Origin of the sequence: Rurimicrobium arvi (assembly GCF_039540495.1) — a bacterium.
GTDB classification, from domain to species: Bacteria; Bacteroidota; Bacteroidia; order Chitinophagales; family Chitinophagaceae; genus Rurimicrobium; species Rurimicrobium arvi.
Window position 1 is genome coordinate 45,587 of record NZ_BAABEZ010000024.1, and the last position, 24,790, is coordinate 70,376.

Annotated in this window: 19 protein-coding genes; 10 read left to right on the forward strand and 9 right to left on the reverse strand. The window is 49.1% G+C overall.

Features of this window, described 5'->3' with window-relative positions; translation table 11 throughout:
* The 3 genes from treS to ABD846_RS12660 are packed head-to-tail and all read right to left on the reverse strand — an operon-like array spanning window position 1 to window position 6,736.
* On the reverse strand, window positions 1–3,279 hold the full coding sequence (gene treS, locus ABD846_RS12650; protein ID WP_344827609.1) for a maltose alpha-D-glucosyltransferase: 3,279 nt from the start codon (window positions 3,277–3,279) through the stop codon (window positions 1–3).
* Window positions 3,280–3,297: 18 nt separating this feature from the next.
* Window positions 3,298–5,238: an alpha-1,4-glucan--maltose-1-phosphate maltosyltransferase gene (locus ABD846_RS12655; RefSeq protein WP_344827611.1), complete on the reverse strand. Its 1,941-nt coding sequence runs from the start codon at window positions 5,236–5,238 to the stop codon at window positions 3,298–3,300.
* 13 nt (window positions 5,239–5,251) lie between these two features.
* Window positions 5,252–6,736, reverse strand: coding sequence for an alpha,alpha-trehalose-phosphate synthase (UDP-forming) (locus ABD846_RS12660; protein WP_344827614.1), 1,485 nt, complete (start codon window positions 6,734–6,736; stop codon window positions 5,252–5,254).
* A 197-nt stretch (window positions 6,737–6,933) separates the two neighbouring features.
* On the opposite strand from ABD846_RS12660, the gene otsB reads away from it, so the two are divergent.
* Complete coding sequence (otsB, locus tag ABD846_RS12665; protein WP_344827617.1) at window positions 6,934–7,707, forward strand: trehalose-phosphatase; 774 nt, start codon at window positions 6,934–6,936, stop codon at window positions 7,705–7,707.
* Window positions 7,708–8,166: 459 nt separating this feature from the next.
* Here otsB and ABD846_RS12670 read toward each other — a convergent pair whose 3' ends face one another.
* Together ABD846_RS12670 and ABD846_RS12675 are read right to left on the reverse strand one after the other, a co-directional pair.
* Window positions 8,167–8,610 (reverse strand): carboxymuconolactone decarboxylase family protein, encoded by a 444-nt coding sequence (locus ABD846_RS12670; protein ID WP_344827620.1) that lies wholly within the window; start codon window positions 8,608–8,610, stop codon window positions 8,167–8,169.
* Window positions 8,611–8,671: 61 nt separating this feature from the next.
* Window positions 8,672–9,247 carry a Crp/Fnr family transcriptional regulator gene (locus tag ABD846_RS12675; RefSeq protein ID WP_344827623.1) on the reverse strand — a complete coding sequence of 192 codons (576 nt, stop codon included), beginning with the start codon at window positions 9,245–9,247 and terminating at the stop codon, window positions 8,672–8,674.
* Window positions 9,248–9,394: 147 nt separating this feature from the next.
* On the opposite strand from ABD846_RS12675, the gene ABD846_RS12680 reads away from it, so the two are divergent.
* From ABD846_RS12680 to ABD846_RS12690, 3 genes are read left to right on the forward strand one after another with little or no spacing between them, the layout of a single operon-like run.
* Window positions 9,395–10,120: a phosphorylase family protein gene (locus ABD846_RS12680; protein ID WP_344828762.1), complete on the forward strand. Its 726-nt coding sequence runs from the start codon at window positions 9,395–9,397 to the stop codon at window positions 10,118–10,120.
* Entirely contained in the window at window positions 10,120–11,163 is a 1,044-nt protein-coding gene (locus ABD846_RS12685) for a glycosyltransferase family 2 protein (protein WP_344827626.1), read from the forward strand. Before ABD846_RS12680 ends, ABD846_RS12685 begins: the two co-directional genes overlap by 1 nt.
* A gap of 6 nt (window positions 11,164–11,169) precedes the next feature.
* The gene (locus ABD846_RS12690; protein WP_344827629.1) at window positions 11,170–12,213 is read left to right on the forward strand and encodes a glycosyltransferase family 2 protein; all 1,044 of its coding nucleotides are present in this window, start codon (window positions 11,170–11,172) and stop codon (window positions 12,211–12,213) included.
* Here the strand turns inward: ABD846_RS12690 and ABD846_RS12695 are convergent.
* Window positions 12,205–13,833, reverse strand: coding sequence for an ATP-binding cassette domain-containing protein (locus ABD846_RS12695; RefSeq protein WP_344827632.1), 1,629 nt, complete (start codon window positions 13,831–13,833; stop codon window positions 12,205–12,207). The genes ABD846_RS12690 and ABD846_RS12695 overlap by 9 nt on opposite strands.
* 150 nt (window positions 13,834–13,983) lie before the next feature.
* Between ABD846_RS12695 and ABD846_RS12700 the strand changes: the two genes are divergently transcribed.
* Window positions 13,984–15,558 carry a glycosyltransferase family 87 protein gene (locus ABD846_RS12700; RefSeq protein ID WP_344827634.1) on the forward strand — a complete coding sequence of 525 codons (1,575 nt, stop codon included), beginning with the start codon at window positions 13,984–13,986 and terminating at the stop codon, window positions 15,556–15,558.
* On the opposite strand, the gene ABD846_RS12705 is transcribed toward ABD846_RS12700, so the two are convergent.
* From ABD846_RS12705 to ABD846_RS12715, 3 genes are read right to left on the reverse strand one after another with little or no spacing between them, the layout of a single operon-like run.
* Window positions 15,542–16,708, reverse strand: coding sequence for a glycosyltransferase family 9 protein (locus tag ABD846_RS12705; RefSeq protein ID WP_344827635.1), 1,167 nt, complete (start codon window positions 16,706–16,708; stop codon window positions 15,542–15,544). The two genes, ABD846_RS12700 and ABD846_RS12705, sit on opposite strands and share 17 nt — an antisense overlap.
* An 18-nt stretch (window positions 16,709–16,726) precedes the next feature.
* On the reverse strand, window positions 16,727–17,548 hold the full coding sequence (locus ABD846_RS12710) for a class I SAM-dependent methyltransferase (RefSeq protein ID WP_344827638.1): 822 nt from the start codon (window positions 17,546–17,548) through the stop codon (window positions 16,727–16,729).
* Window positions 17,545–18,966, reverse strand: coding sequence for a B12-binding domain-containing radical SAM protein (locus tag ABD846_RS12715; RefSeq protein WP_344827641.1), 1,422 nt, complete (start codon window positions 18,964–18,966; stop codon window positions 17,545–17,547). Before ABD846_RS12715 ends, ABD846_RS12710 begins: the two co-directional genes overlap by 4 nt.
* A gap of 135 nt (window positions 18,967–19,101) precedes the next feature.
* Here ABD846_RS12715 and ABD846_RS12720 point away from each other — a divergent pair, with 135 nt between their 5' ends.
* Genes ABD846_RS12720 through ABD846_RS12740 form a run of 5 tightly spaced genes read left to right on the forward strand, consistent with a single transcriptional unit; the run spans window position 19,102 to window position 24,711 of the window.
* Window positions 19,102–20,007, forward strand: a complete 906-nt coding sequence (locus ABD846_RS12720) for a hypothetical protein (protein ID WP_344827644.1) — start codon at window positions 19,102–19,104, stop codon at window positions 20,005–20,007.
* Window positions 19,964–21,466, forward strand: coding sequence for a lipopolysaccharide biosynthesis protein (locus ABD846_RS12725; RefSeq protein WP_344827647.1), 1,503 nt, complete (start codon window positions 19,964–19,966; stop codon window positions 21,464–21,466). The genes ABD846_RS12720 and ABD846_RS12725 overlap by 44 nt, the downstream gene beginning before the upstream one ends.
* Window positions 21,459–22,697: a hypothetical protein gene (locus ABD846_RS12730; RefSeq protein WP_344827650.1), complete on the forward strand. Its 1,239-nt coding sequence runs from the start codon at window positions 21,459–21,461 to the stop codon at window positions 22,695–22,697. The genes ABD846_RS12725 and ABD846_RS12730 overlap by 8 nt, the downstream gene beginning before the upstream one ends.
* The gene (locus ABD846_RS12735) at window positions 22,684–23,784 is read left to right on the forward strand and encodes a glycosyltransferase family 4 protein (RefSeq protein WP_344827653.1); all 1,101 of its coding nucleotides are present in this window, start codon (window positions 22,684–22,686) and stop codon (window positions 23,782–23,784) included. The genes ABD846_RS12730 and ABD846_RS12735 overlap by 14 nt, the downstream gene beginning before the upstream one ends.
* Window positions 23,785–23,793: 9 nt before the next feature.
* Entirely contained in the window at window positions 23,794–24,711 is a 918-nt protein-coding gene (locus ABD846_RS12740) for a hypothetical protein (protein WP_344827655.1), read from the forward strand.
* The last annotated feature ends 79 nt before the right edge of the window (window positions 24,712–24,790 follow it).

The window sequence follows — 24,790 nt, forward strand, 5'->3', positions numbered from 1 at the left end:
TTAGCCGATGATGGCATGTATGGCTTTTATCGGCACCAACGCCCAGTCCGGGCGGTTATTCAGTTCGTAAGCGAGCTCGTACACTGCTTTCTCGAGGATGAAGATCTGCAGCAGTTGCATCAGATCATTCCTGTCTTCCGGTACCAGCGGCGTGCCCTGTACTGTTTCTATATATGCATCCAGGAATACCTCGCTCATATACTGCTGCCATTGCTGCATCTGATGCAATAGCTCGGGTTCGGCCTCTTCCTGATTGTTTTCGAGTAATATGCTATTGTAAGCAGCATAATTAAATGAACGGATCATGCCCGCTACATCGCGCAGTGCCGAACGCTTCAAGCGACGTTCGCTGTAGCTTCTCGCCGGCTCTCCTTCAAAGTCGAGCAGGAATACATCCGGGCCTTTGAAGATCACCTGACCCAGGTGATAGTCGCCATGGATCCTGATCTTTACCACGTCATATTTTTTCCGGTAGATGTCCCGGAACCGGTTCAGGATATCTGCTTTGCGTGTGAGCAATGCTTCTGCTTCCGCGCGGATATGTCCTGACAGGGTGCCGATGTTCTGCTCCAGTAACTGGAAGGCACTTCTGGTAAGCGCCTGGAAGGATGAGAATAGCGAGCGCTGATAATGCAGTGAAAACGGCTCCGGGATAAATGCGGGATCTTCGTCAGCAGCCAGCAATGCAAGGTGCATTTCTGCCGTACGCGTTCCCAGCAAGCTTGCTTTCGCATAGACATCGGGTCCCAGCAGTTCCTTCAGTTCGTCAGGGGCGGCATTTCCTGAGGCCGCAATTTCCTGTTGGTAAGGGTCCGACTGGATATGTTCCTTATATTTTTTTACCGATTCAAGCATATACTTCCAGCCGTCTACATGGTTGTTCAGCATTTCCTGCATCATTCCCAGAACAACGGTACCTTCTCTCGAACTCCATTCCACGGAACCTGTGTACCGCGGCACAAATGGGAAATGTGCTTTTTCGGTCAGGTATCTTGTGATCTCCAGATCGGGATTGATGCTGCGGTCCACTTTACGGTAGATCTTCAGGAAAAATTCGTCTCCGTAAGTGATTGAAGAATTGCTCTGTTCGGCCGACAATATCCTTGAACGCGGAATATCCTGACCACGCGTGTCTTTCAGTAACCGGGTGCTTTTGAATGAAATGGTTTCTCCACGCTGCGGCGTGATGCTCAGGCTTTCCTGCATATACTTGTATAAAGCGGTGCGGTATTCCGGATTGTACAATGCATCATAGAAAATTCCCGTTTCATTGCCCGAGCGGACAGTACAGATTACGGCCTGCGGATGGTCTTTTCTGACCGTTTCGGAATTGCTTCCCGACGCAAAGGATACAGGCAACTGGTACACATCGGGGAGTCCGCTTTTATAAGCCACTTCCACCAGCAGCAGCAGCACTTCATCGTCTGGGATTGCTACCTGCGCAATTTCTGTAACCGTTACGGATTGTATTTTTTTGCCTTTACCGCCGAACCAGCGCATGCCATTCATATAATTGTGAATGAGCCCTGAAAGATCGAGGTTGTTTTTCCAGGCCTGAAGGTTGCTTCTGTCGAAGCCCTCCAGTACAGCGTGTTCTTTCGTATGCGTATTTTCTTCCGCTTCCTGTGCCTCCAGCAGAAACCACATACACTGATATTCCGAGAGCGAAATGAAGTAGGGCTTTTCCGGATGAACGGAAGGGAAATAGTTTCCTCCGGATATTTCCTTGAGCCGGCATGGGCCGTATTCACTTAGCTTCAGTTCGGTCGGCTGGGGATACCGGGAGAGGTTCACCACTACCAGTACCGTTTCCTGTTCGTAGCTGCGGGTGAAGGCCAGCACTTTGGCATTATCAGAAGTGATGAATTTCATATTACCGCGACTCAGGCTCCGGAATCGCTTCCGAAGCGCTATCTGGCGTTTCATGAACCAGAGCAGGGATGAAGTGTTCCCACTCTGCAGTTCCACATTCAGGAACTCATAATGGTAGCGCGGGTCGGTGATAGCGGGAAGATACAGCCGCTGTGCATTCGCACCGGAGAAGCCCGCATTGCGGTCCATCGACCATTGCATCGGGGTGCGCACACCATCTCTGTCACCCAGGTAATAGTTGTCGCCCATTCCTATTTCATCGCCATAGTAGATCACGGGTGTGCCCGGCATAGAGAGCAGCAGGTGATTCAGCAATTCTATTTTTCTGCGGTCGTTATCCATTAAGGGAGCGAGCCGGTGGCGGATGCCGAGGTTGATACGTGCTTTCGGATCTTTTAAATACATCTTGTACATGTAGTCGCGCTCCTCGTCGGTCACCATTTCCAGGGTGAGCTCATCGTGGTTGCGCAGGAACATTGCCCACTGGCACACTTCAGGTATTTCCGGTGTCTGATCGAATATGTCTTTGATCGGATAGCTGTCCTCCATCTGCAACGCCATATACATCCGCGGCATTGCCGGGAAGTGGTAATTCATATGGCATTCGTCCCCGTCGCCGAAATAGCTGGCAGAGTCTTCCGGCCACATATTGGCTTCCGCCAGCAGCAGGGTTCCGGGATAGTGTTCGTCTACATAAGCCCTGAGCTTTTTAAGGAACGTATGCGTTTCGGGCAGGTTTTCGCAATTGGTGCCTTCACGCTCGAAGAGATACGGTACGGCATCCAGACGGAATCCGTCTACGCCCATCCTGCACCAGAAATCCATTATGCGGAACACTTCTTCCTGCACCTGCGGATTGTCGTAGTTCAGATCCGGCTGATGATAGAAGAAGCGATGCCAGTAGTATTGTTCTGCTACCGGATCCCATGTCCAGTTGGACGCTTCAAAATCCTGGAAGATGATCCGTGCATCTTTAAACTGTTTCGGATCGTCGGTCCACACATAATAATTTCGTTCGTCGGAGCCTTTAGGGGCACGACGTGCGCGCTGAAACCACTCGTGCTGATCGGATGTGTGGTTAATGACAAGCTCTGTGATCACTTTCAGGTTGCGGGAATGTGCTACTTCCAGCAGTTTCCGGAATTGCTCCAGGGTTCCGTAAGACGGATTGATATTGTAATAGTCCGCAATGTCGTAGCCATCGTCTTTAAGCGGGGAAGGGTAGAACGGCAACAACCATATAGCTGTTACACCGAGTCCCTGCAGGTAGTCCAGTTTCTGCAGCAAACCCTCTATATCCCCGATCCCGTCGTCGTTTGCGTCTTTGTATGCTTTGATATGCACTTCGTAGATGATCGCATCTTTATACCAGTGCAGTTTGTCGTCTAAAATAGTGTTGGCTGACATGCGTCGAATGAAATAGTGTTATTGTAAATGAAGAATATGTGCGGGAAGATCATAGGGATTGAGCCGGACGTAGTTTTCGCCCGTATGCCAGTCGTAGCGGTCGCCGCTGAGCAGATCGTGAACAGCGAAATGATATTGCCTGCCGGCGATCGAAGCCGGGAGTGTCACGGTTGCTTCACGCGGGTGAAACGGATCCAGGTTCACCACGACGATCATTGTATCGGATCCGTCGGCGGAAGTTTTATAGTACGCGAGGATCTGATCATTGTTTACAGGCAGGAAATGAATGTCGGTATATTGCTGCAGGGCAGTATGCTGCTGCCGTATCCTGTTGATGCGGATGAGCACTTCACGTATCTTGGTATATGTATCGCGCTGCCATTGGCGGATCTCGTATTTTTCATTGTCGGTATATTCTTCTTTCCCGCTTACCGGAGTCGATTCCCCCAGCTCAAACAGAGGTCCGTATATTCCATAAGAAGAAGAAAGCGTGGCTGCGAGCAGCAAACGGATGAGATGTGCATTCTCCTTGCCGTCCGAGAGGAACGGGGGCAGAATGTCCGGTGTATTGGGCCAGAAATTCGGGCGGAAAAAATTACGCAGAGGCGCGGAGCTCAGTTCCTTCATATAGGTTTCTATCTCCTCCTTCGTATTCCTCCAGGTAAAATAGGTATAAGATTGGGAAAAGCCCGCTTTCGCCAACTGTTCCATCAGGCGCGGACGCGTGAATGCTTCGGCAAGGAACAATACATCCGGATGCTCATTTTTGATCTCGCGTATCAGCCATTGCCAGAAATAAAACGATTTCGTATGTGGGTTATCCACACGGAATATCTTTACGCCGGCGTCGATCCAGAACAGGAAAATACTTTTCAGTTCTTCCCAAAGCGACTCCCAGGCTTCCGACTCGAAGTCGAAAGGGAGGATGTCTTCATATTTTTTAGGAGGATTTTCGGCGTGCTGTACGGTGCCGTCTGCGCGCCAGCGGAACCATTCCGGGTGCTCTTTTACATACGGATGGTCTGGTGCGCACTGCAATGCTATATCCAGCGCTATTTCCATGTCATGCTTCACAGCAGTTTTCACGAGCTGTTTGAAGTCTTTCATGGAACCCAGTTCCGGGTGCAGCGACTTATGTCCGCCTTCCCTGGCACCGATAGCCCAGGGAGATCCTGGATCGGTTTCTGTCGCAATCAGCGCATTGTTTTTTCCTTTTCGTTTTTCCCTTCCTATAGGATGCACCGGCGGCAGATACAGCACATCGAAGCCCATATGCCTGATGGAGGGGATCAGCGCGGCTACATCTTTAAATGTTCCGTGCTTTCCGCCGGCTCCTGCAGAACGCGGAAACAATTCATACCAGGTACTGAACAGGGCCCTTTGCCGGTCGGCTTCCAGTTGGTAGGTTTTACACTCCGTGCAGGGGATATCCGTAAGTTCCGGCTGCAGCATGATCGCGCTTAACTGAGTATCGTGGATAAGTCTCAGCTGCTGTTCTGTACCCATTGCTGTCTCCATTTCTCTGATCCAGCGCTGCAGATCTTTCCGGTTGCTGCCTTTTAGTTGTTCGCTGCGTTCCTGCACAATCGCAATGCCGTTGCGGATTTCCACATCTATATCCATTCCCGCTTCCCACTTTTTCATCAATCCCTTCTGCCAGCTGCGGAAGGCATCTGTCCAGGCTTTAATGCGGAATTCATAAATGCCGGCAAAAGCAGGCTCAAATGTGTAGGTCCAATGGTCGTTGTTTTCAAAAACCATCGGGTGCTGTTGCCAGCGCTTTTCTGTGCTGTGCCGGATCCAGATCTGAACCAGGATTTCGTCATGTCCGTCGGTGAATACGTCTGCGGAAATGGTAACGGGTGAACATTGAATTGCCTTTGCAGGAAACTGACCCTCATCTATAACAGGTTGTACATTCGTGATGACAACACGTTTCCTGCCGGGTACTTTTATCATAAGGTGCTATTTTTTAAACGGCCATATTGTTGGGTGTGGGGGTGGTCAGCGGTAGTGCAACCGTATTTTTTTTTGTCTTTTTGCTTCTGTCGGTTACGATAGAAAGCAATTTCGAAATGAAAGAATTGGCCCATTTGAAAATATCCGCGTCTGCGATCACCTGCTGCATCCTGCTCATCCTCTTCTGTTTTTCCTCCGACGATATGTTTAATCCTTCGTAAATCTTACGGGCAAATTCGTCGGAGTTATTAGGATTCAGCAATAATGCATCATGGAGCTCATTGGCTGCACCTGCGGCTTCTCCAAGCAGCAACACACCATTTTTGTTGATATTGCAGGCGATATATTCCTTGCTCACGAGGTTCATGCCGTCGCGTAATGGTGTCACGATCGCGAGGTCGGCACACTGGTAAAATGCTGAAAGCATATACGGATCAAAGGACTGGTAGTAGTGGTGGATCGGCTGCCATCCGAGCGATGCATATTTGCCGTTGATGCAACTCACCAACTGGTCCATTTCTGTTTTTAATTCTTTATAGTTGCTTACCGTATCGCGCGAAGGGACAATGATGTGGATCAGCGTAACTTTCTGATGCCAGTTTTTATAACGGGATAAGAACAGATCGAAAGCTTTGAGCCGCTGTATGATCCCCTTGCTGTAATCCAGACGGTCTACCGACAAAGCTATTTTAGTATGGATGATATTTTTGATGCGACTCACATTCAGCAGCGTGTTTTCATGCGTTGCGAGCGAGCGGAATTTTCCGTAGTCGATGCTGATCGGAAAAGATTTCACCACAACGGAACGGTTGCCGATCGTAAGTCCGTCCTCTGTGCAGGGTTTACCAAGCACTTTTTCAATCGTACGTATAAAATAACGTACATCCTCATCTGTCTGGAAGCCGATAATATCCGCACCCAGTATTCCTTCTATCAATTCTGTTTTCCAGGGCAGTGAACGGAATATTTCAAAATCCGGAAACGGAATATGCTGGAAATAGCCGATGCGCACATCAGGTAATACCTCCCGTATCATAGAGGGAACAAGCATCAACTGATAATCATGAATCCAGATGATGTCGTCCGGCTGCGCCATAGAGATCACAGCGTCTGCGAACTTCCGGTTTGCTTTCACGTAAGCCTCCCAGTAATCTTCTTTATAAATGCTGTAGGTAGGAAAATAGTGGAAGAGCGGCCACAGTGTTTCGTTTGAAAACCCTTCATAAAACTTATCCACTTCTTCCTGGTTCAGAAATACCGGGAACAAAGACTGATTCATCAGGTAATCTTTCACTTCCTGTTTTTTTGCATCCTCCACTACTGCTCCCGGCCATCCGATCCATAAGCTTTCGTAGGAATCCAGCAAACTGTTGAGACCTGTAGCCAGGCCCCCCTCACTCGGATGGAAGCTGAGCGTGCCTCCTTCTTTCGCGAGTTTCACAGGCAGTCTGTTTGAAACATTGATAATCCTGTTTTGTGTCGTCAGTTGTGCTATCATCTTTTTTAGACTTTATTGGTATTGTAAAGCTATTTCTTGTATAAGGGTTTTCTGTTTCAACACATTGGTTCTTATTTATGAAATTCACAGATTTGATAGTGTAAAAATTTCTCTTTGTTGGCGGAGTGGTGGGATGATGTAAGAACAGCCTGCAATCGTGTAAGGAGAAGCTGAAAAGAACACGCAACATTTGGGCTATGGATACATGTGTTTACAGCATTCAGGACGTAGTGCACTCATACGGCGAAGCGACAAGCCGGTTAATACTGCTTGACTATGATGGTACGCTGGTGCCTTTTGCAAGTCTGCCGCAACTTGCTGTTCCGGATCCGGAGGTATTACTGCTGTTGAAGCGTTTGTGCGTGACAAATACCGTATATGTGATCAGCGGCAGAGACCGGGGCACATTGGAGGAATGGCTGGGCACTTTACCGATCGGTCTTGTCGCCGAACACGGAGCTGCGATGAGAACTCCGGGCGAGGCATGGCGCATGCTTTCCGAGCTGAATACCGGCTGGAAAAGCCAAGCGGTTTCCCTGTTGCAGGAAGCAGTGCATCAATGCCCGGGTTCGCTTATAGAAGAGAAAGAGTTTTCTGTGTCCTGGCATTACCGTAATACAGCTGAAGAGAAAGCCTCCGCTTTTATACCGGAATTGACGGATAAACTGGAACAACTGCTTTCTGAGTCTGGTCTGGAACTTTTATATGGTAATAAAGTCATTGAGATCCGCTGTGTCGGTGCAGATAAACGACATGCAGCCCGTTCCTTATCTGAAGCAGGGGACTACGATTTTATTTTGTCGGCCGGCGATGATCTTACGGATGAAGGTATGTTTGTTGCGCTGAAGGAAGTGCCCTATGCGTATACATTCCGTATCGGTGCGGTTCCGCAAACCGAAGCGAAATTTTCGTTCGGTACCAGGTATGAATTGCTTGAACTGCTGCGTTCCCTCATCGGCAGCGAGCGTTAACGCCTTGCGTATCATCTTTTGTTGCCTCTGTTTTTTTCCTTGCAGGCGAGGCGAGAAAATACACGACAATAACAATTATCGCTATCAGCGCGATCAGTATTACAAACATCCTCTGCGTTTTACAGGCTAATGATGGAGTTGGGGGGCTCAATATTGAGACGGAGCTGTTTTCAGCTTTCTCAATATTGCTTTCTTTCTTTTTCTGTTGATACTGCTCAATGCGAGCGCAGCGGCGGTAATCAACAACAAAGCGCTTAAAATCTGCAGGTATTCTGTGTTCATCTGTATCATCTGATATCGGCGGCAGTTACAGCCTTATTTTTTGGTTAAAGTGTTTGCAAAGATGTAGGATGGAGCATTGTCTTGTTTTACAGAATTGTATGCAGAAGTTATATATTCTGAATTTTTACAAAAAAGCCAGCACCGTATGGTACTGGCTCTTCTGAGACCCGGAATCGCTTATTGTCCGATCTGCTGATGGGTGCTCACGGCAATACGGTTCCACGCATTGATAGTGACAATAGCCATAATGATCTGTGCGATCTGTGTTTCGCTGAATACTGCTGTGGCCCGTGCGTAGGTGTCGGCACTCAGGCCCTGCTGATGAATCAATGTGATCTCCTCGGCCATAGCCATTGCGGTTTGCTCCTCTTCGCTGAAGAAGCTTTTCGCTTCTCTCCAGGCGCTTACCAGCAGCAGACGATGCACATCTTCCCCGTTCCTGATCGCATCGCGCGTATGCATGTCGATACAGTAGGCGCAATTGTTGATCTGTGAAGCACGTATTTTAATCAGTTCTTTCAGTGTTTTCGGAAGATCTGTTGTTGCCAGATACCCTTCGAGTCCGAGCACCGCCTTGAAAGCCTGCGGCTGCAATTGCTGCATATTGAAACGTTGTTCCATTGTTTTGTTTTTTTGATCACACAAAATTGGAACATATTGGTCGGGGAAATCTTAAACAGGTTTAAGAAATACTTTTACGCCGGATCTCGCTCAGGTATTCCGGAGTAAAGCCGAGGTAGGAAGCGATCAGGTATTGCGGTACCCGCTGCAGAAATTCCGGCTGACTTTCCCGGAAGTGATGATAAAGGGCTTCGCGTGAATGCTCATAATGATAGCGTATACGCATCTGCGCTGCTGCATAGGCTTTCTGGAACACGCAGCGGAAATATTTTTCCATCGCGGGTACTGCCTCCAGCAAACTGTCGAAATCGTCGCGCCGTATGGCCAGCACTTCCGCCGTTTCCACAGCCTGTATGCAAAACGAGGCAGGCGTCCTGTTCATAAAAGAAAAGCTGTCGGTCATCCACCAGTTTTCGATAGCGAACTCTGTTGTCTGTTCCACGCCTTTATCATTTACAAAGAATTTGCGCAGGATACCTTTCAGTACGAAGTAATGCATTTTGCAGATCTGACCTTCCGTAAGAATGTTTTCTTTTTTACGGAATGATTGCTGTTGAAAGCCTGCCTGCACGTTTAGGAAAGTATCTTCGTCCATAGGCACAAAGCGTTCGATATGATGTTTCAGTTGCTCGATCATTGGAATCCTTTTATGGTACCGGTTGTGTATCCAAAGCTAATAAAATATGCGCCTTGCGGTGCCGGGTTCCTTACGGTTACGAATGGCACAGTTTTGCGGAATTTAGCCGTATTTTTGAAGGATTGGTAACGTCCTGCTGTTCTGTTGATGCAAGTATATTTCCCCGATAACGAATCTGTCCTGCAAAGCAGTATGCTTGTTGCATGGAAGCAGAGCCGTGCGGTGTACAATTTCCGGTCCCTGCCTGAAACGGCAGTTATCTGTGTGGATGATGCTGTAATGAAGGCATTCAGAACTTTCCGTGCCCGGACCATCAAAGGCATCAAAGGCAGGCATTTTGTACAGCAGGGAATATTATTTAGCTCTTCTTTCGACAATGGCGGCGCGGGCATACTGAACCTGCTGGAAGAGCTGCATGCGTTGGGCGTACAGCGTTTTGTATTCGTTGGGCTTGCTGGCCGGCTTGTACCAGGTATAGCGGAAGGAAGCTGTTTTTCTGTAAGCAAGGCTATTTCCGGGACAGGGGTAACGCGCTATTATCATCCAGGTGAGGAAACAGCCCCGTTCAACGAACCCTTCTTACAGGATATGAGCAGTAGCCTGAACATTGGCTCATGCACCTGCTTTTCGACAGATGCACCATTCCGTGAAACACGCCAGCTGTTGCAGCAATGTGTGGCGCGCGGAGCGACACTGATAGAAATGGAATGCGCCGCTGTGTATGCATTCAGTCATTTTTACCGGGTGGGTGCTGCGTGTCTCCTTATCGCTGCCGACACGCTTACTCCGGAGTGGCAGTCGCCCGCCGATTTCCCGGCTTTATTGAGGAAGCAAAGCGAATTGATCCGAGGACTTATTAAATTCCTTGCATAATGCGGCCTGCCATGGTGAGTATTGTCATTCCTTTTTATAATGAAGAGCGGTATTTGTTGCGCTCCGTAAACTCCGCGCTGTCACAGACATATACTGCAGTAGAAATTATACTTGTGAACGATGGGTCGGACGACGGATCTGCTGCAATTGCTGCCCGGCTTGCCGGAGCATATGATAACGTGCTGTATATAGACGCACCTCATCACAGTCCCGGCCATGCGCGCAATCTCGGTATCGGGCGTGCTTCCGGTACTTATATCACATTCCTGGATGCGGACGATGAGCTGGAACCTGATGCTGTGGAAGTACTGATGCGTGCGTCTCAGCGTACATCGGCATCGCTCACGGTCTGCAGATTTTCCTTACACGATCCGTACGGTAATCATACCGCATCATTGGGCTGGTCGGGCAATGCCGGTACTATCAGCACGGCAGACGCGCTCATGGCTCTGTATACACGGAAAATTGTTTTTATGGTTTGCGCCCGTCTGTACAGAACCGACCTGGTGCGGAAATGCCCGTTCCCCGAGGGGCAATGGTTTGAAGATACCCCTTTCCTGGTGCAATACCTTCTTTGCTCTGAATGCGTAACACTGGTTGAAGACAGTCTGTACAGAGTGCATGCGAAACCTGCATCCATAACAAGAGCCACGATCAGCTGTAAACGTATTGGTGATGCCTGGCTCGCATTGCTGCGCGAATATGAATTGCTGCAAAACTCCGATGTATGGCCCGGACTGAAGACCATTTTTCTTCGTTATCAGATACAACCCGTTTTGCTGAATCTGTTTTTCCTGGCTGCCGACCGGAAAGAATTGCCGGACAGCAGGGCCGTGGAATCTGCCTACGAGCAGCATGAAAGGGCTTTTGCGCAGTTATTTTCGGGGCAGATGCATCGCCCGGGTTTCAGAACCTGGTATCATATGCAGCTATTGTCCCTCTATCGTAAACTGGGTTGGAATATTACCTGTAAGATATTACCTTACCTGAAACGTAAACAGTTCAGGACTGTTCAACAGCTTCGTTCCCGCAATGATAACTAGACACGGATGGCAGCGCTGGTAAGTATTATTATTCCTTTTTATAACCAGGAGCAGTATCTCGGAAGAGCTGTTGCATCAGTGCTTGCGCAGTCCTATACGGCGATTGAACTATTGCTGGTGGACGACGGTTCTACAGATCTTTCCCACGGGATAGCAGCCGCCTGCGCTGAGCGCGATACCCGTGTGAGGGTGATCAGCTGCGCGCATCACAGTATTGGCAAGGCAAGAAATACGGGCATACGGCATGCTACGGGCGTGTACCTGAGTTTCCTCGACAGCGACGACGAACTCGAACCGAATGCTATAGAACATCTGATGAAACATGCAACAGCGACAAAGGCGGATGCTGTGGTGGGCAGTTTTACCATGTGCCGAACAGACGCAACCGTATTGCAGGTCAACAAAATAAACAGATTGCCGCAGCGCGTAAGTGCACAGGAAGCAATCGCATTGCTGCTGCGCGGTCAGATCGCCTCGGTGGTATGGGCAAAATTATTCAGGACCGACCTCGCGCGAAAGCAGCTGTTTCCGGAAGGCATTCTTTTTGAAGACGGTCCGTTCCTGTTGTCCTGTTTTGATACCTGTACATCCGGAACTGCGTTCTGTGAGGAAAGCATAGTCAGACATTATTGCCGGCCAGGCTCCGAAACAAGAAAGCTTACTTCTGTTAAGCGTATTGCCGATACTTATGCGGCGTTCCGGCTCAGCTGGGACTACATACTGCAACCGGAAAGGAATGAACCGTTGCAGATTTTGTTGTTTGCTTATTACCAGAAAGCATTTCTGAATAACCTGGTGATGCTGGTTATGGACCGCAAGAAGGGCGGGGAGCAGGACTTGCAGCGTGCTTACCGGCAATACACCGAGCTTTTTTTCGAGGCGCGGAAAGCCGCTGGTCTACCCTCCGGTCCGAGAACGCTTCTGGACGCAGCAGTCATGCGTATGTACCGTTGGCTGGGGTGGCCGCTGATGTACCGCCTGCTGCCTTTACTGAATGCAAAAACATTCCGTAAGATAACTGCAATACGCGATTCCGGCGCATCAGGCTGATAGTGTAAGCTGTTTGCTGCAATATTCTGTTGCCAGCAGGCTGTGGGAGATCAGCACGATTATTTTACCGGAAGCTGCCAGTTGTTGCAACTGCACCAGTATCTTCTTTTCCGATTCCTGATCCAGTTCATTGAATGGCTCATCGAGTACGATCAGGTCTGCGTCATGATACATGGCCCTTGCCATGGCAATCCGCTGCTTTTGTCCGCCGCTGATGTCTTTACCTTCATCAGCCAGTAACGTATCTGCTCCCTGCTCCAGTCCGGAGAGCAGGGATTCGAGTCCTGCAAATGCTACTGCCTGCCGGAATTGTTCTTCGTTGCGAGGCGCATCTTCCAGCGCAATGTTTGCTTTGATCGTGTCGCGGATGATAAGCGCCTGTTGCCGGATATAGCTTGTGCGTTTCAGTATGTTTCCTGCATTTTGTTCGTTGAGCGGAATACCATTATAGCAAACCTGCCCTTCCGACGGCGGTATAAAGCCCAGCAGCAGATTCAGAAATGTGGTTTTTCCGGTCCCCGAAGGTCCGTTCACAAACAGGAAATCCCCTTTGCGGATGGTCATCGTCAGGTGTTTCAGTACCGGTTTTCCCCTGTATGCAAAATGTACCTGTTGCAGGGATATCTCCTGAATGGATTGTAAAGCGGGGTCAGCCACAGTCTCCGGTTTGGTTTCGGCCGGTGCGGCAAGAGCGGAGATAACACTTTGATAGGTCCTGAGCAGCGCGCTTGCATTGGTAATACGCGAGATACCCGGCATAATCTTGTAGGCGGCGGCGATGAACGCACCGATGTCTGCAAGATCCGAAGTCTGTCCCGCCAGCTTATGGAACAGCACAAGCGCGAAAAAGCCGAGAACCGCAAAAACTTCCACAAGCCTGGAGGGCAGCCATTGTATGATCTGCAATTCCGATACATCTGTACTCAGCCGCTTCTGGAAGTGCAGGTAACGTCCGCCGAAAAAATCTTTGCGACCGTAGACTGCGCTTTCTATATAGCTGCTGAACGATTCGTTCAGGTGTTGGTTCGCTTTTTCTATATCGTTGCTGATATGCTGCTTTACATGGTTGACTTTTCTTTTCATCAGCACGCCCGCCAGTAGTACCGGGGGCATCAGGAATAACAGTAACATCAGAAACAGCGTAGGCTTGAATGCCAGGATCGCGATGATGGTGATACCGATCAGGGAGCACTCTGTTACGATCGTCTGAATGCTTGTCAGGATGTTTTGCGCAAATTCGATCGGCTGATGGTTTACCGCATTTATCAGCTGCGCCCTTTCTGTTGCCACATACTGTTCATAACGGCTGTTGAAATACCGGTCCAGTCGCAGGGCAGCCAGTCTGAAGGAAATGCTGAAGAAAAATTTCGACTGTGCCCGGAACAGGTAATATCCTGATATGCATTTGCTGATGAACAGGATCACGAGTGAGCAGGCGGGCAAAAGCGACTCCCGGTCGCGGAGGACAGCCGGCAACAGTTGCAGCACGCGGGTATCCGAACCGGTGTACAGGCAAACGATAGCCAGCAGCATCGCCAGCAGCAGGATATCTGCAAGGCTCAGCAGGAAATTCAGCAATACCAGCAAACGGAACCTTGAACGCTCAGACGCGTTCAGCACTGAAAGCGCTTCGGCAATGGTCTTTCTCAGGCAGTGAAGTTTAATGATTATGGTATCGGTCCCTTGCCGAGGCAATCCGGGCCGTTCCCACAAATATAATTCAAGTATGATTTATCTATCTTCGAAAAGATTTAACCATAGTTCCGCAGCATGCCCAGCCGCTTAAAGACGTTTATATACCTGCTCCCACTGCTTACCCTGCTTTCGTTTGCAGTCTGCAGGTCGGTGGAGCGCCCCCTTTCCGATTTCGCCGGGTATTACTTCGGCGGCAAAGAGATATGGAGCGGCCGTTTTATGAATGCTTATGATATGGAGCTGCTGAATGACCTTGTGGCAGCAAAGGGCCATACCGGCGTATATGTTTCGTATGCACCTTTCCCGCCTTTCACGTCGCTTGTTTTCGCACCGTTTTACGCCATTCCTGTTGCTACCGCGAAACTGCTGTTCTCGATCATTTCGTGTATCTGTTTTGTGATCAGCCTGCTACGCGCCTGGAGATACTTTCATATCCCGGTGCAGGCATTGCTGTTGATACCGCTTGTATTTTTCCTGCCGCTGGTCAATAACATTTTTTTCGGTCAGTCGTACCTGTTGTTGTTTTGTCTGTTGCTGGAGGGTTTTATGGCATTCCGGAAAGATAGGCCGGCCGTCGCTTCTGTTTTCTGGGGTGTTGCCATTCTCTTCAAACTGTTCCCTGCTGTACTCTTTTTCTATCTCTTATCCGCAAAGCGCATGAAGCATTGCCTGTACTTAGGTGTTTCCTGCCTTTTGTTGTTCCTGCTTTCGCTGGCCGTTAACGGCAGCGCGGTGTGGCTGTTTTACCTGCGGGATATATTGCCCAGGCTGAATGCAGGCGAACTGAATCAGCCCTTCACTCCTGCATTCCAGTCGTTCTTTATGCTGTGTAAAAACGCTTTTGTCAGGGATGCACTGCTGAACCCGGGTCCTGCTTATGAAAGCGCTTTGTTGTTTACGATTACTACCGGTATGTATAAAGCATTCCTGCTTTGTGTGGCGTTTTCCTACACTGTCCGTGGGAAAGGAAGCGATTTTTCGCGGTTTGCCGTATGGATACTCGTTTCGATGCTTATTTCTCCCAATGGCAGTACTTATTCGCTGGTGCTGCTGCTGATTCCGTTTCTGGCGTTATGGCAGCCCGGAGCTTATCTGCCTTCCCGACAGTGGGTTATGCCGATTATGGTTTCCGTACTGGTTTGTCTTGCATGTAATGTGCCCGTCGGACTGTTCGCCCGGGCGCCCTTATTGTTGCAATTCCCGAGGTTGTTTATGCTACTGGCCCTGCTTGCCCTGATGTTTTGGAAACGGAACACGGTGCTGCATCTTCCGCTCCTGGGAGCACTTACGGTGCTGTTTGTATTGCCCGGGTTACTCCGTAAAACCCAAAGCGACGGAAGCACTTACCTGTTGCACAAACAGCAGGACCTGTTCCTCACCGGGTACACGGTACGTAACGGACGCCTGGTGTGTTACAGCTGGGACGGCAAACGTAACGAGCAGGAAACTGATATACAAGTCAATTCGATAACAGACAAAGGACTTCGTTTACAGGACAATCAGATCTACCTGGGTTATTCGCAGCTTACACATTCCGGAGATTGGAAACGGAAGCCGGCTATCATCAACGGTAATACACTGATCTACCTGTCTGATCGCGACAGGGGGATTTGCTTTTATACACTGCGTAAGATCATACTGCCGTATTGATCGTTTCAAGCAGTTGCTGCAGCTGTTCTGTGATAAGACCCGATGGTATTTGTTTCATACAGATATTGTCGCCACCGCAGGGCAATTGTTCGCTGCGATGGATACAGGGCGAACAGGATGTTGCCAGGTAGCAGCTCCGGTGAAGCGAGACTTCATCCGGATGTATTTTCAGATAATGATCCGGATGCGTAGGTCCCCATAGAGACAGCGTGGGTACACCGAGCTTTTTAGCGATGTGTAAGGGTGCACTGTCAATGCTGATCAGGCAAACAGCATCGTTGGCGAGGAACGTATAATATGATTTGAAATCCGGAAAAAATCCTGCGTAATTATGCACGCGTTCGCGGGATGCAGTTAACAAAGGGCTGCTGCTGATAAGCTCCTCCACCTGCGCGCTGTCGGATGCTGCACCCAGAAACGCAACAGGATAACGGGTATGGGTCAGTATCCATTCGGCCGTTTGATTCAGGGTTTCGCCGGGTAACTTGCGTACATACGCCAGATCACTGCAGGTATTGTTCAGCACGATGCATCTGCCGCGAAAGCGCTCCGTTATTCCACTGTAACGGAATCGCGACCTTTCTGTTGCGCCGAGCACCTGGCTCATCAGCGCATAATTGTCTTCGATAGGTATCTGCTGGTCGAACGGTATATTATGGGTATTCAGGTATTTGCGGAATGCAGCCTGAGGCAGGTAAAATCCTACACGATTAGTCGCCGCAGTCAGCAGCGATAATACTGTGGTCAGCTTGGAATAAACTTCGAGGTCCAGTACCCAAAGACTTTTCCAACGCCAGGTACGGGACAGAAAGCGCAGCATATAGAAGGCGCTTCCGGACAATTTACCGGTGTCCGTCCGGTAGATCTCGTCAAACAAACCGAAGGGTTCTATGCCATTCGCGATATTGCTGTCTGTGAGCAAAACCAGTTTCGTACCCGGATAGCGCTGTTTTATTGCGGCAATCGCATCGACTGCGTTGATGAGGCTTCCGAGCCCCAGCAGCTTGATAAACAGGATCCGTTCCGGAGCCTGCTTCAGCGAATGGTCCCGCCGCATAGAAATCCCGAGCAGCCGTGTAGGCAGCCAGAATATACCGATCAGGAAATACCCGAGTAGTTTGTCGATTTTTTGTTTCCGGTGTATCTGCACGGCACGAAATTGCAGGATTTAGGACTTCCGTTTTTCCATGGTGATCATAAAGTGATCGCCCCAGCGATTGAACGGTGCTTTGTCCCAAAGCTTGTTTTCCAGCTTTTCGAGCCGGCGGAACAAACCCGGATGCCGTTCGCAGAAATGTTCGATGAATGGTGGCGGCACAGTTACGGACAAGCCTTTGAGCGCAATGAGCCGGAATGAGCTGCCCAGGTGTTTCGTGATATAAGAAGGACTGTAGTAATAGCATTGAAACGGAAGACCTTCCACTTTGGCGTTCGTGCCGCCGGGCCGCAATCGCCTGAATGCGGTCCGGAAATAGCCTTTGAACACCATGCCCATTTCCCAGAGGCATATCCGGGGCATGATCACCAGTGTGCAGCGGCCACCCGGTTTCAGCAGCCTGTCGACATCGTGCAATACCTTATCCAGCCGTTTCGTGCAGTTAAGTCCGCCGAAATTGGAGAAGACGTAATCATACTGCGTATCGCTGCCCAATTGTTCCAGCTCATTGAAGGAGCATCGCTGCACTGACACCTGATCCTGAAGCCCCTTCTGATCGACTTTTCGTTTCAGTTCGCTGATCATACCCGGCGCATTGTCTGTTGCTTTCACGCGTATACCCTGGCTTGCAAAAAAAAGTGCGTCTATGCCCGTTCCGCAATTCAGCTCAAGCAGATGAGCTGCCGGAGGAATATGCTGCATCACTTCCTGCTGTACGCGGTTGCGTATCCACAGTATCAGCTGATTTTGCTCGTCGATCTGATCAAAAATGGGAGATTGCTTTGAGAACGCAGCATTTACCTGTTCTTCCTGTAGCTTTTTATTGTCGCTCACTTTAAAATCCGTTTTTCTCTGAATTCCCTGAATGCATACAGCGGCATTTTCAGTAATGCCCGGAGCTGCAGCTGTTTTGCTTTCTTATCGTTTTGCAGTTTGCGGTAAAACGTGTGTGCATAGCGATGCAGCTTCTTGTAGAATTCCGGTTCGTAAGTTCCTTTGAACATCACCGCCATTTCATCCGAGTCGGTCCAATTGGTCTTTTTGCTCAGTTCCGCTTTCACCTTTTCATAGAAACGGGTTCCCGGCAGCGGATAGGATACCGAAACGCCGATTTCATCCGGGGTAAGCTGCTTCAGCATATCGAAGGTCATCCGGATGTCTTCTTTTGTTTCACCGAGGTATCCGAACTGCAGGAAAAAGGCTGTTCTGATATGATGATGCCGCAGCTGGGCCGTTGCCTCGGCAATCTGTGCAATAGTGGTGCCTTTATCCATTGCATCCAGTATCTTCTGAGAACCGCTTTCTGCGCCCATCCACACGGTCTCGCATCCGGCTTCCGCAAGCGGCTGCACCTGCTCATCGCTGAGCAGCAGGTCGGCCCTCGACTGAATCTTAAAGCGGATGCGGAGCGACGCCTGTTTCAGTAAGCGCGCAAACTCCTTCACCCATCCGGGCTTCAGTCCGAATATATCATCGCAGAACCAGATATGATCAAAGCCATACCGGTCGTGCAGCATTTTCAGTTCGTTGCATACATGTTCCGGTGTACGGGCATTGTAGCGGTTACCGTAAATCGGCTTTGCACACCAATTGCATTTATACGGGCATCCGCGCGTGGTTGCAAAGTTGATGGAGAAATAGCCGTGCTTCTTCCGCCATGCATTTTTATACTGATCCACATCTACCAGGTCCCATGCGGGAAAGGGCAGTGTATCGAGATCTGTGATTACGGGTCTTTTTGGTGTTTTTACAATGTCCGGACCGTTCCTGAAGATCAGTCCCGGAATGAGCTTAAGGTCCACAGGAGCCGCAGCAAAAAAATGATTGATCCATTCGAGCAGGGTATGTTCCGCTTCACCGGCAATCACATAGTCGAATCCGTTGTCGAGGTATTTGAGGTAATGGTCTGTGGAATCTGAAGACGACGCAACGGTAGTACACCCGTATTGTTTCGCCAGCCGGGCCATGTCAAAAGCAGCCTCCCTCATATTGGTAAGGCACATCTTGGTGAGGTAGTTGAATCCGTCGTCGTACACGACCACAACATCCGGCTTAAATGATTGCAGTACAGGCTCTATCGTGTCGGCCCGATCCAGGAACATAACGTCATGCAACGCCGTTTCATAACCGTTTTCGCGCAGCAAAGCAGCCGCATAAATTGTTCCGAGCGGCGCATAAGGCTGCATGATTTCCCATTGTTTGGGATCGAACTGCAGGAAGTAGGAGTGGGTGAAGAGTACTTTTCTTTTCATGAAACATTCAAAGTTACAAGTTAATTATTGCTTATGCATACGTTTATGCACTCTTGAGAAAAGGTGGTTTCCTGCAGGTCAGGCTACTGTTTTTCTGCATACACTTTGTTTATATTTGTGGAAATCCACCCTTCAATGTCCAATCATCACTACGACTTGTCCCCGTCGGAGTTAAGGCAGTATTTCCGCGACTTTTTTTCGTTCGTGTCCCGCTGCCTGTATTTTTTCGCTAAAACAGCAAGGAGGCATTACCTCGTCCTGCTGCTCATCACGGTGCTTTCTTTTCTGCTGATCGGCTGGATCCTGAACAAAAGGCCCAGGGTGTACGACTTCCGCATGAGCTGTGTGTATAATGATAATCAGGCCAGAACCTTCGGCGAATTGCTTGCGCAGTTGAATTTTCTGCTTGAAAATAAAGAATATGCCACACTCTCCGCAGCACTGCATATGCGGGAGGAACAGTTGAAAAAGCTCGTGTCAATAGAAGGCAGGACCGTTACGCTGGGTGTACTGGAAAACGATTTTTCCGGCAATAAGACACCTTTTTTCGTGGATATAAAGGTGGAAGATCCGGCCCTCGCGGCAGTGATCGAACCGCAGGTACTCCGGTATCTGAATCATAATGAATTGTCGCAACGTTCTGTGGATCAGCAAAAGGCCAAATGGAAAAGCAGGGATGAATTTTATACGGCGCAATTGTTGAAGCTCGATTCGCTGAAAGAAGCGATCCGCCTTTCCTACCTCAGCAATAATAACGATGCGGAGCTGATGCAACGCGGTAATGCCGCTGTGGATGTATATAAGCTCTCCGATTCCATGTCGTTTTATCGCGCGGATATCCGCTATTATCTGGAGCATTACGAAACGGTGCAAAAAATATATGGATTCAAACTTATCCATCTGCAAAATCCCTCCTCCCTGCGCAAAAAGGCTGTTCTGTATAGTCTGATCATTGCAATCCTGGCGTGGGTATTACTGGCTGTTAAAGACATGGTGTATGAATCTGGCAAAGCAACTGCGCGACCGGACACTGAAAGCTAACCTGGCGCATTCGCTGTGGAGCATCTTCGATGTGTTGCTGTACCCTGCGGTATATGTGCTGTTCACGCCTTTACTCGTTGCGCAGCTCGGCAAAGACGGTTACGGACTCTTCGTGCTTGTGAATACGATCGTTGTATTCATGCAGATTTTTAATTTCGGTTTGGGCGTCAATACGCTGAAGAATGTGGCAGCTGCGATCGGGAAGGGCAGGCTGGCAGCAGCCATTCCGTTGTTACAGACAAACATCGCTATCGCACTGGTGACCGCTTTGGTGTGCATGATCGCCTCTTTCAGCTTCGCGCAGTTAAGCGGACATTTCCACTGGTTCGGTATTCCTGTTTCGCTGCGGAATACATCGTTCGTTACGATCAGTCTGGCAGGTGTGATCGGCGGACAGAAAATACTGGAACAGGTGTTGTCGAGCGCACTCATCGCATTCGAGAAAATAGGCGCTGCCGCGCGGTATAATTCAACGATCCGTATCTGCAACCTGCTGATCACTCTTGTCCTCGTATCGTTACGGGCCGATCTGACGGTTATTTTCTCCACCACAGTTTTCGTGTATGTATGCGGATTGTACTATCTGTATCGTAAGCTCCATGCACAGACAGGCGATTTCCCTGTCGTGTTCCGGCTGGACAGATCATTCATCATACGGGAGTTGCGATACAGCCGCTGGATATGGTTACAGTCTGTTTTCGTGATCCTTGCATTTCAGTTCGATAAATTCCTGATCGGTTACTGGTACGGTATCAGCGATTTTTCCTACTATTCAATAGTTTCCACTGTATTTAACCACCTGCATCTTGCTTTAGTGGCGCTCGCTCCCTGGGCTATGCCTCAGATAGCGAAGCAGTTTGCTGCCGGGATGGAGATCAGGGCATATTACCGTAACTGCCGCAGCCTGATCCATATTGTGTCTTATTGCGGCATATTGTTCATGAGCCTGTTCCACGATCTTGCTTTCCGTTTGTGGCTGGGCAAGGACCTTATGGCGCATGTGGACGGATACGTGCATCTGTTTATGTGTTTTGAACTGTTGCTGACATTTACGATCGCCCCGTACTTCTTTCTGAATGCAACAGGATCTGAACGCCTCGCGACGATCAATACTTTAATTTATACGGCATTATCGCTTGCCGGGTTATTTACGGGGCATTATTTCCTGCATGGTATCGGGCAGGCCGTTGGCTGTTCGATTGTTTTCCTGTTTGCAGGGATGCTGATCCAGCAGGTGATTGTTGCGCGGGTGCTTTCGCGCAGTGCACTGCAGGAAACGCTGGGACTGTTATCTCCTGCGGTGTTGCTTATATTATTCATCCTTTCGGATAAGCAGATACTGATTATCCGTGGCGTATTGCTGCTCGCAAGTATCGGTGCCTTTTACTATGTGTATAAGGTGCTGTATCCGTTCCGTATCAGTCTGTTCAAGACTCAAAAAAAATACAGCGATGCATAAGACGAGCCGTTTCGATATACCGTTGTGCCTTGCATACCTGTATGTTTTTTTCGATGCATTATTTCTGCCGGGTGGTATTTATTACACCACTTTTCTGGCACCCTTGTTCCTGTATCATCATGTACGTACGCTGCGTTTCGGTGCGTATCTGTGGTATATCGCCATTGCATGCGGTTTTTTCCTGGTACAGCGGCATCTTATTGTTGGCTATACAGATTACCTGCGCTCCAACCTGCTTACCTTGCTGAATCTGTCGTTCGTGGTGCTGTGCTATGGCTTTTTCAATACTGCAGACAACGACCGGCTGAACCTGCTGTTCCGCAGGATCGTGTATTTCAATTTCCTGATGGTGCTTGTTGCTTTGCTGGCATATTGTATCCCGCCGGTAAAACCTTTATTCTGGTATATGATCCCGGTAACGATGGGCAGCGGTATTGTCGATCGCTTAAAAATGCTCTGGTACGAAGCATCGGTTTATTCTCTGGTTTTCAGTCCGTTTTTCCTGTATTTTTTCCTGTATGGCGTACTCATCCGCAGGCGTCTGCGCTTTTCTTTTTTCCTGCTGTTGGTATTGCCCCTGGTATTGTCTAATTCATTAGGTGTCTGCCTTTGTCTTATCGCTTCAATCGCAGTAACGGTATTTTTTTACCGGAAGGTGTTCCTTTCACCACAGTTGTTCCGTCAGTTGCTGCTGTTGTTCCTGTCCGGCTGTTTGCTGTTGGGGACCTGGTATTTGCTGGACCACGATAACCTGCTGTTTCTGCGGCTGCGCAATATCCTTTCCGGACACGACACTTCCGCCCGTGGCAGAACCTATGAAGCATTTGCAATTGCCGGCAGACTCTGCGATCAGTACCATTGCTGGTGGACAGGCATCGGTCCGGGACAGTTTAAGCTGCTGGGTAAAGAACTTTTGTTTCATTATTACCAGTATAGCGGTAATGTGCGGGACATCCGTATTCCCAATGCATGCGCCGATACGCTGATCGTGTACGGACTGACGGGTCTGATACTCCGGCTGGGACTGCTGATATTCCTGTTTTTCTACCGGAAGGTATATGAGAACATCTTCCGCTTCTCGTTGTTTGTGTTCCTGTTTATCTACCAGTTTTCCGGAAGCTATTTCAATAACCTGATCGAATGGGTTATGTGGGCACTCGTATTTTCCGATGCGCTCACGATGTTTTCCCGGAAAAATATTCAAACACCGCAGCCGTATGCATCCAACTGAACAGAAACCCCTGAAAATAGCGTTTATTTCCCGGAGCACCCTGTACAGTTCGCCGGGTGGCGACACGATTCAGATTGGCAAGACGGCGGAGTGTCTGCGTAAGATCGGCCACGATGTTGCGATATTCACTACAGATGCACCCATTCCTTATGTGCAGTTCGACCTGTTTCATTATTTCAACCTCACGAGACCTGCAGATATACTGTTTCATATAGCACAAACAAAAAAGCCGTTCTTCGTATCACCTATTTTCCTGGATCTCCGGGAGTTTGAACAGAAAGCAAGAAAAGGATGGGCCGGCCTTATTACCCGGAGCTTGTCCCCGGCTGCTGCCGAGTATGTGAAGTGCATTGCGCGCCGTTTAAAGAACGGAGAAAGGATACGCAGCTGGTATTATTTATTGAACGGCCATACGGCTTCCGTACGCAAAATTCTCAGTGAGTGTACCGCTCTGTTTCCTAATTCCGCATCTGAATTGTCGCGTCTGAAAGCGGTTTTTGATTATACAGGTGCCGCAGATATTGTCCCCTGCGGCGTGGATGCGAGCGTGTTCGGAAGTCCATCCGGCGTGGAACGGGACGCAAATCTGGTGTTGTGTGTAGGCCGAATAGAAGCACGTAAGAATCAACTCTCACTGATTCATGCACTCCGCAATACCGCGTTTGAGCTGGTAATTATCGGTAAGCCTTCACCGAACCACAGAGCGTACTTCGAAAGCTGCAGGAAGGCGGCAGGAAAAAACGTACAGTTTATCGATAACATTGATCACGAAGAGCTGGTTTCTTACTATCATCGTGCTGCCGTGCATGTACTACCGAGCTGGTTTGAGACGGTAGGGCTAACGAGTCTTGAGGCCGCCTATTGCGGATGCAATATTGTAGTGACCGACAAAGGCGATGTAAGCGACTACTTCCCGGAGCACATGGCCTGGTATTGTGATCCGGCCGATACGGACAGTATCCGTGCCGCCGTATGCAAAGCCGCAGCGGCTCCTCCCGGTGAAGCTTTGCGCGAGCGCATTGCTGAAAATTACAGCTGGAGCCGTGTTGCGGCGATGATGAATATGTTTTATGCCAAATACTTGTAACTTTCTGCTTTGAACAACGAATCTACATTGAATGCTATTGCAGCAAAAGTATTAGTGGTGCTCGGATATTTTGACTATTTCAAATATCCGCTGACACGCGCGCAGATATTTCAGTTTTTGAGCATACAGCTGGACAGCGAGCAGGAACTGCAGCCTGCGTTGCTTCAGTTGTGCGCTGATAAACACATTGAATGTTTCAATGGATATTATGCATTGAGATCGGTGGAGACATATGTGCAGGAACGCATCGAAGGAGAAGCGCGCTTTGAAGCATTACAGGAACGGATCGGTAAGACTGTCGATCGCGTGCGTAAATTTCCTTTTGTGAAATTTGCAGGCTTATCGGGATCCTTGTCCAAAGGCTATGCACCTGCAAATGCGGATGTAGATCTTTTTATTATCACGAGTGCGAACCGGCTCTGGATCTGCCGTACCCTGTTGCACCTGATGAAAAAGATGACCTTCCTCAAAGATTCGCAACATTACTATTGCATGAATTATTTTATCGATGAGACGGCCCTGCTGATCGAGGAACAAAACTTCTTTACGGCTATAGAGCTCTCCACTTTAAAGCCGCTCATCGATGCAGACGACTACTATACACAGCTGCTGAACCACAACCGGGAATGGCTCTCGCGTGAGATCCCTAATTTTCGTATTTCTCCCCCGGGAGGCACCCCAAAGCCTGTACCTTTTTGGGGTGCCGGGCTGGTCAACAGTCTGAGCAGCAACTGGTTGAATGCGCAGCTGATGCGGCTCACCGATCGTAAATGGCGTAATAAATGGGAAAAGAGAAAGTTCCCGGCCGAAGACTATCCGCTGGCATTTAAAACCCGTATATCCGTATCCAAAAATCACCTGCATAATTATCAGAAAAAGCTGCTGCGGCACCTCGATCAACTCAGAAAAGACAGCGCACAACAATAAGCGTTTTCCCCCGGTGTGTCGCATCCATAAAGATGTGACCGCTCATACCAACTATTAAGCATATATTTGTTATAGTAAA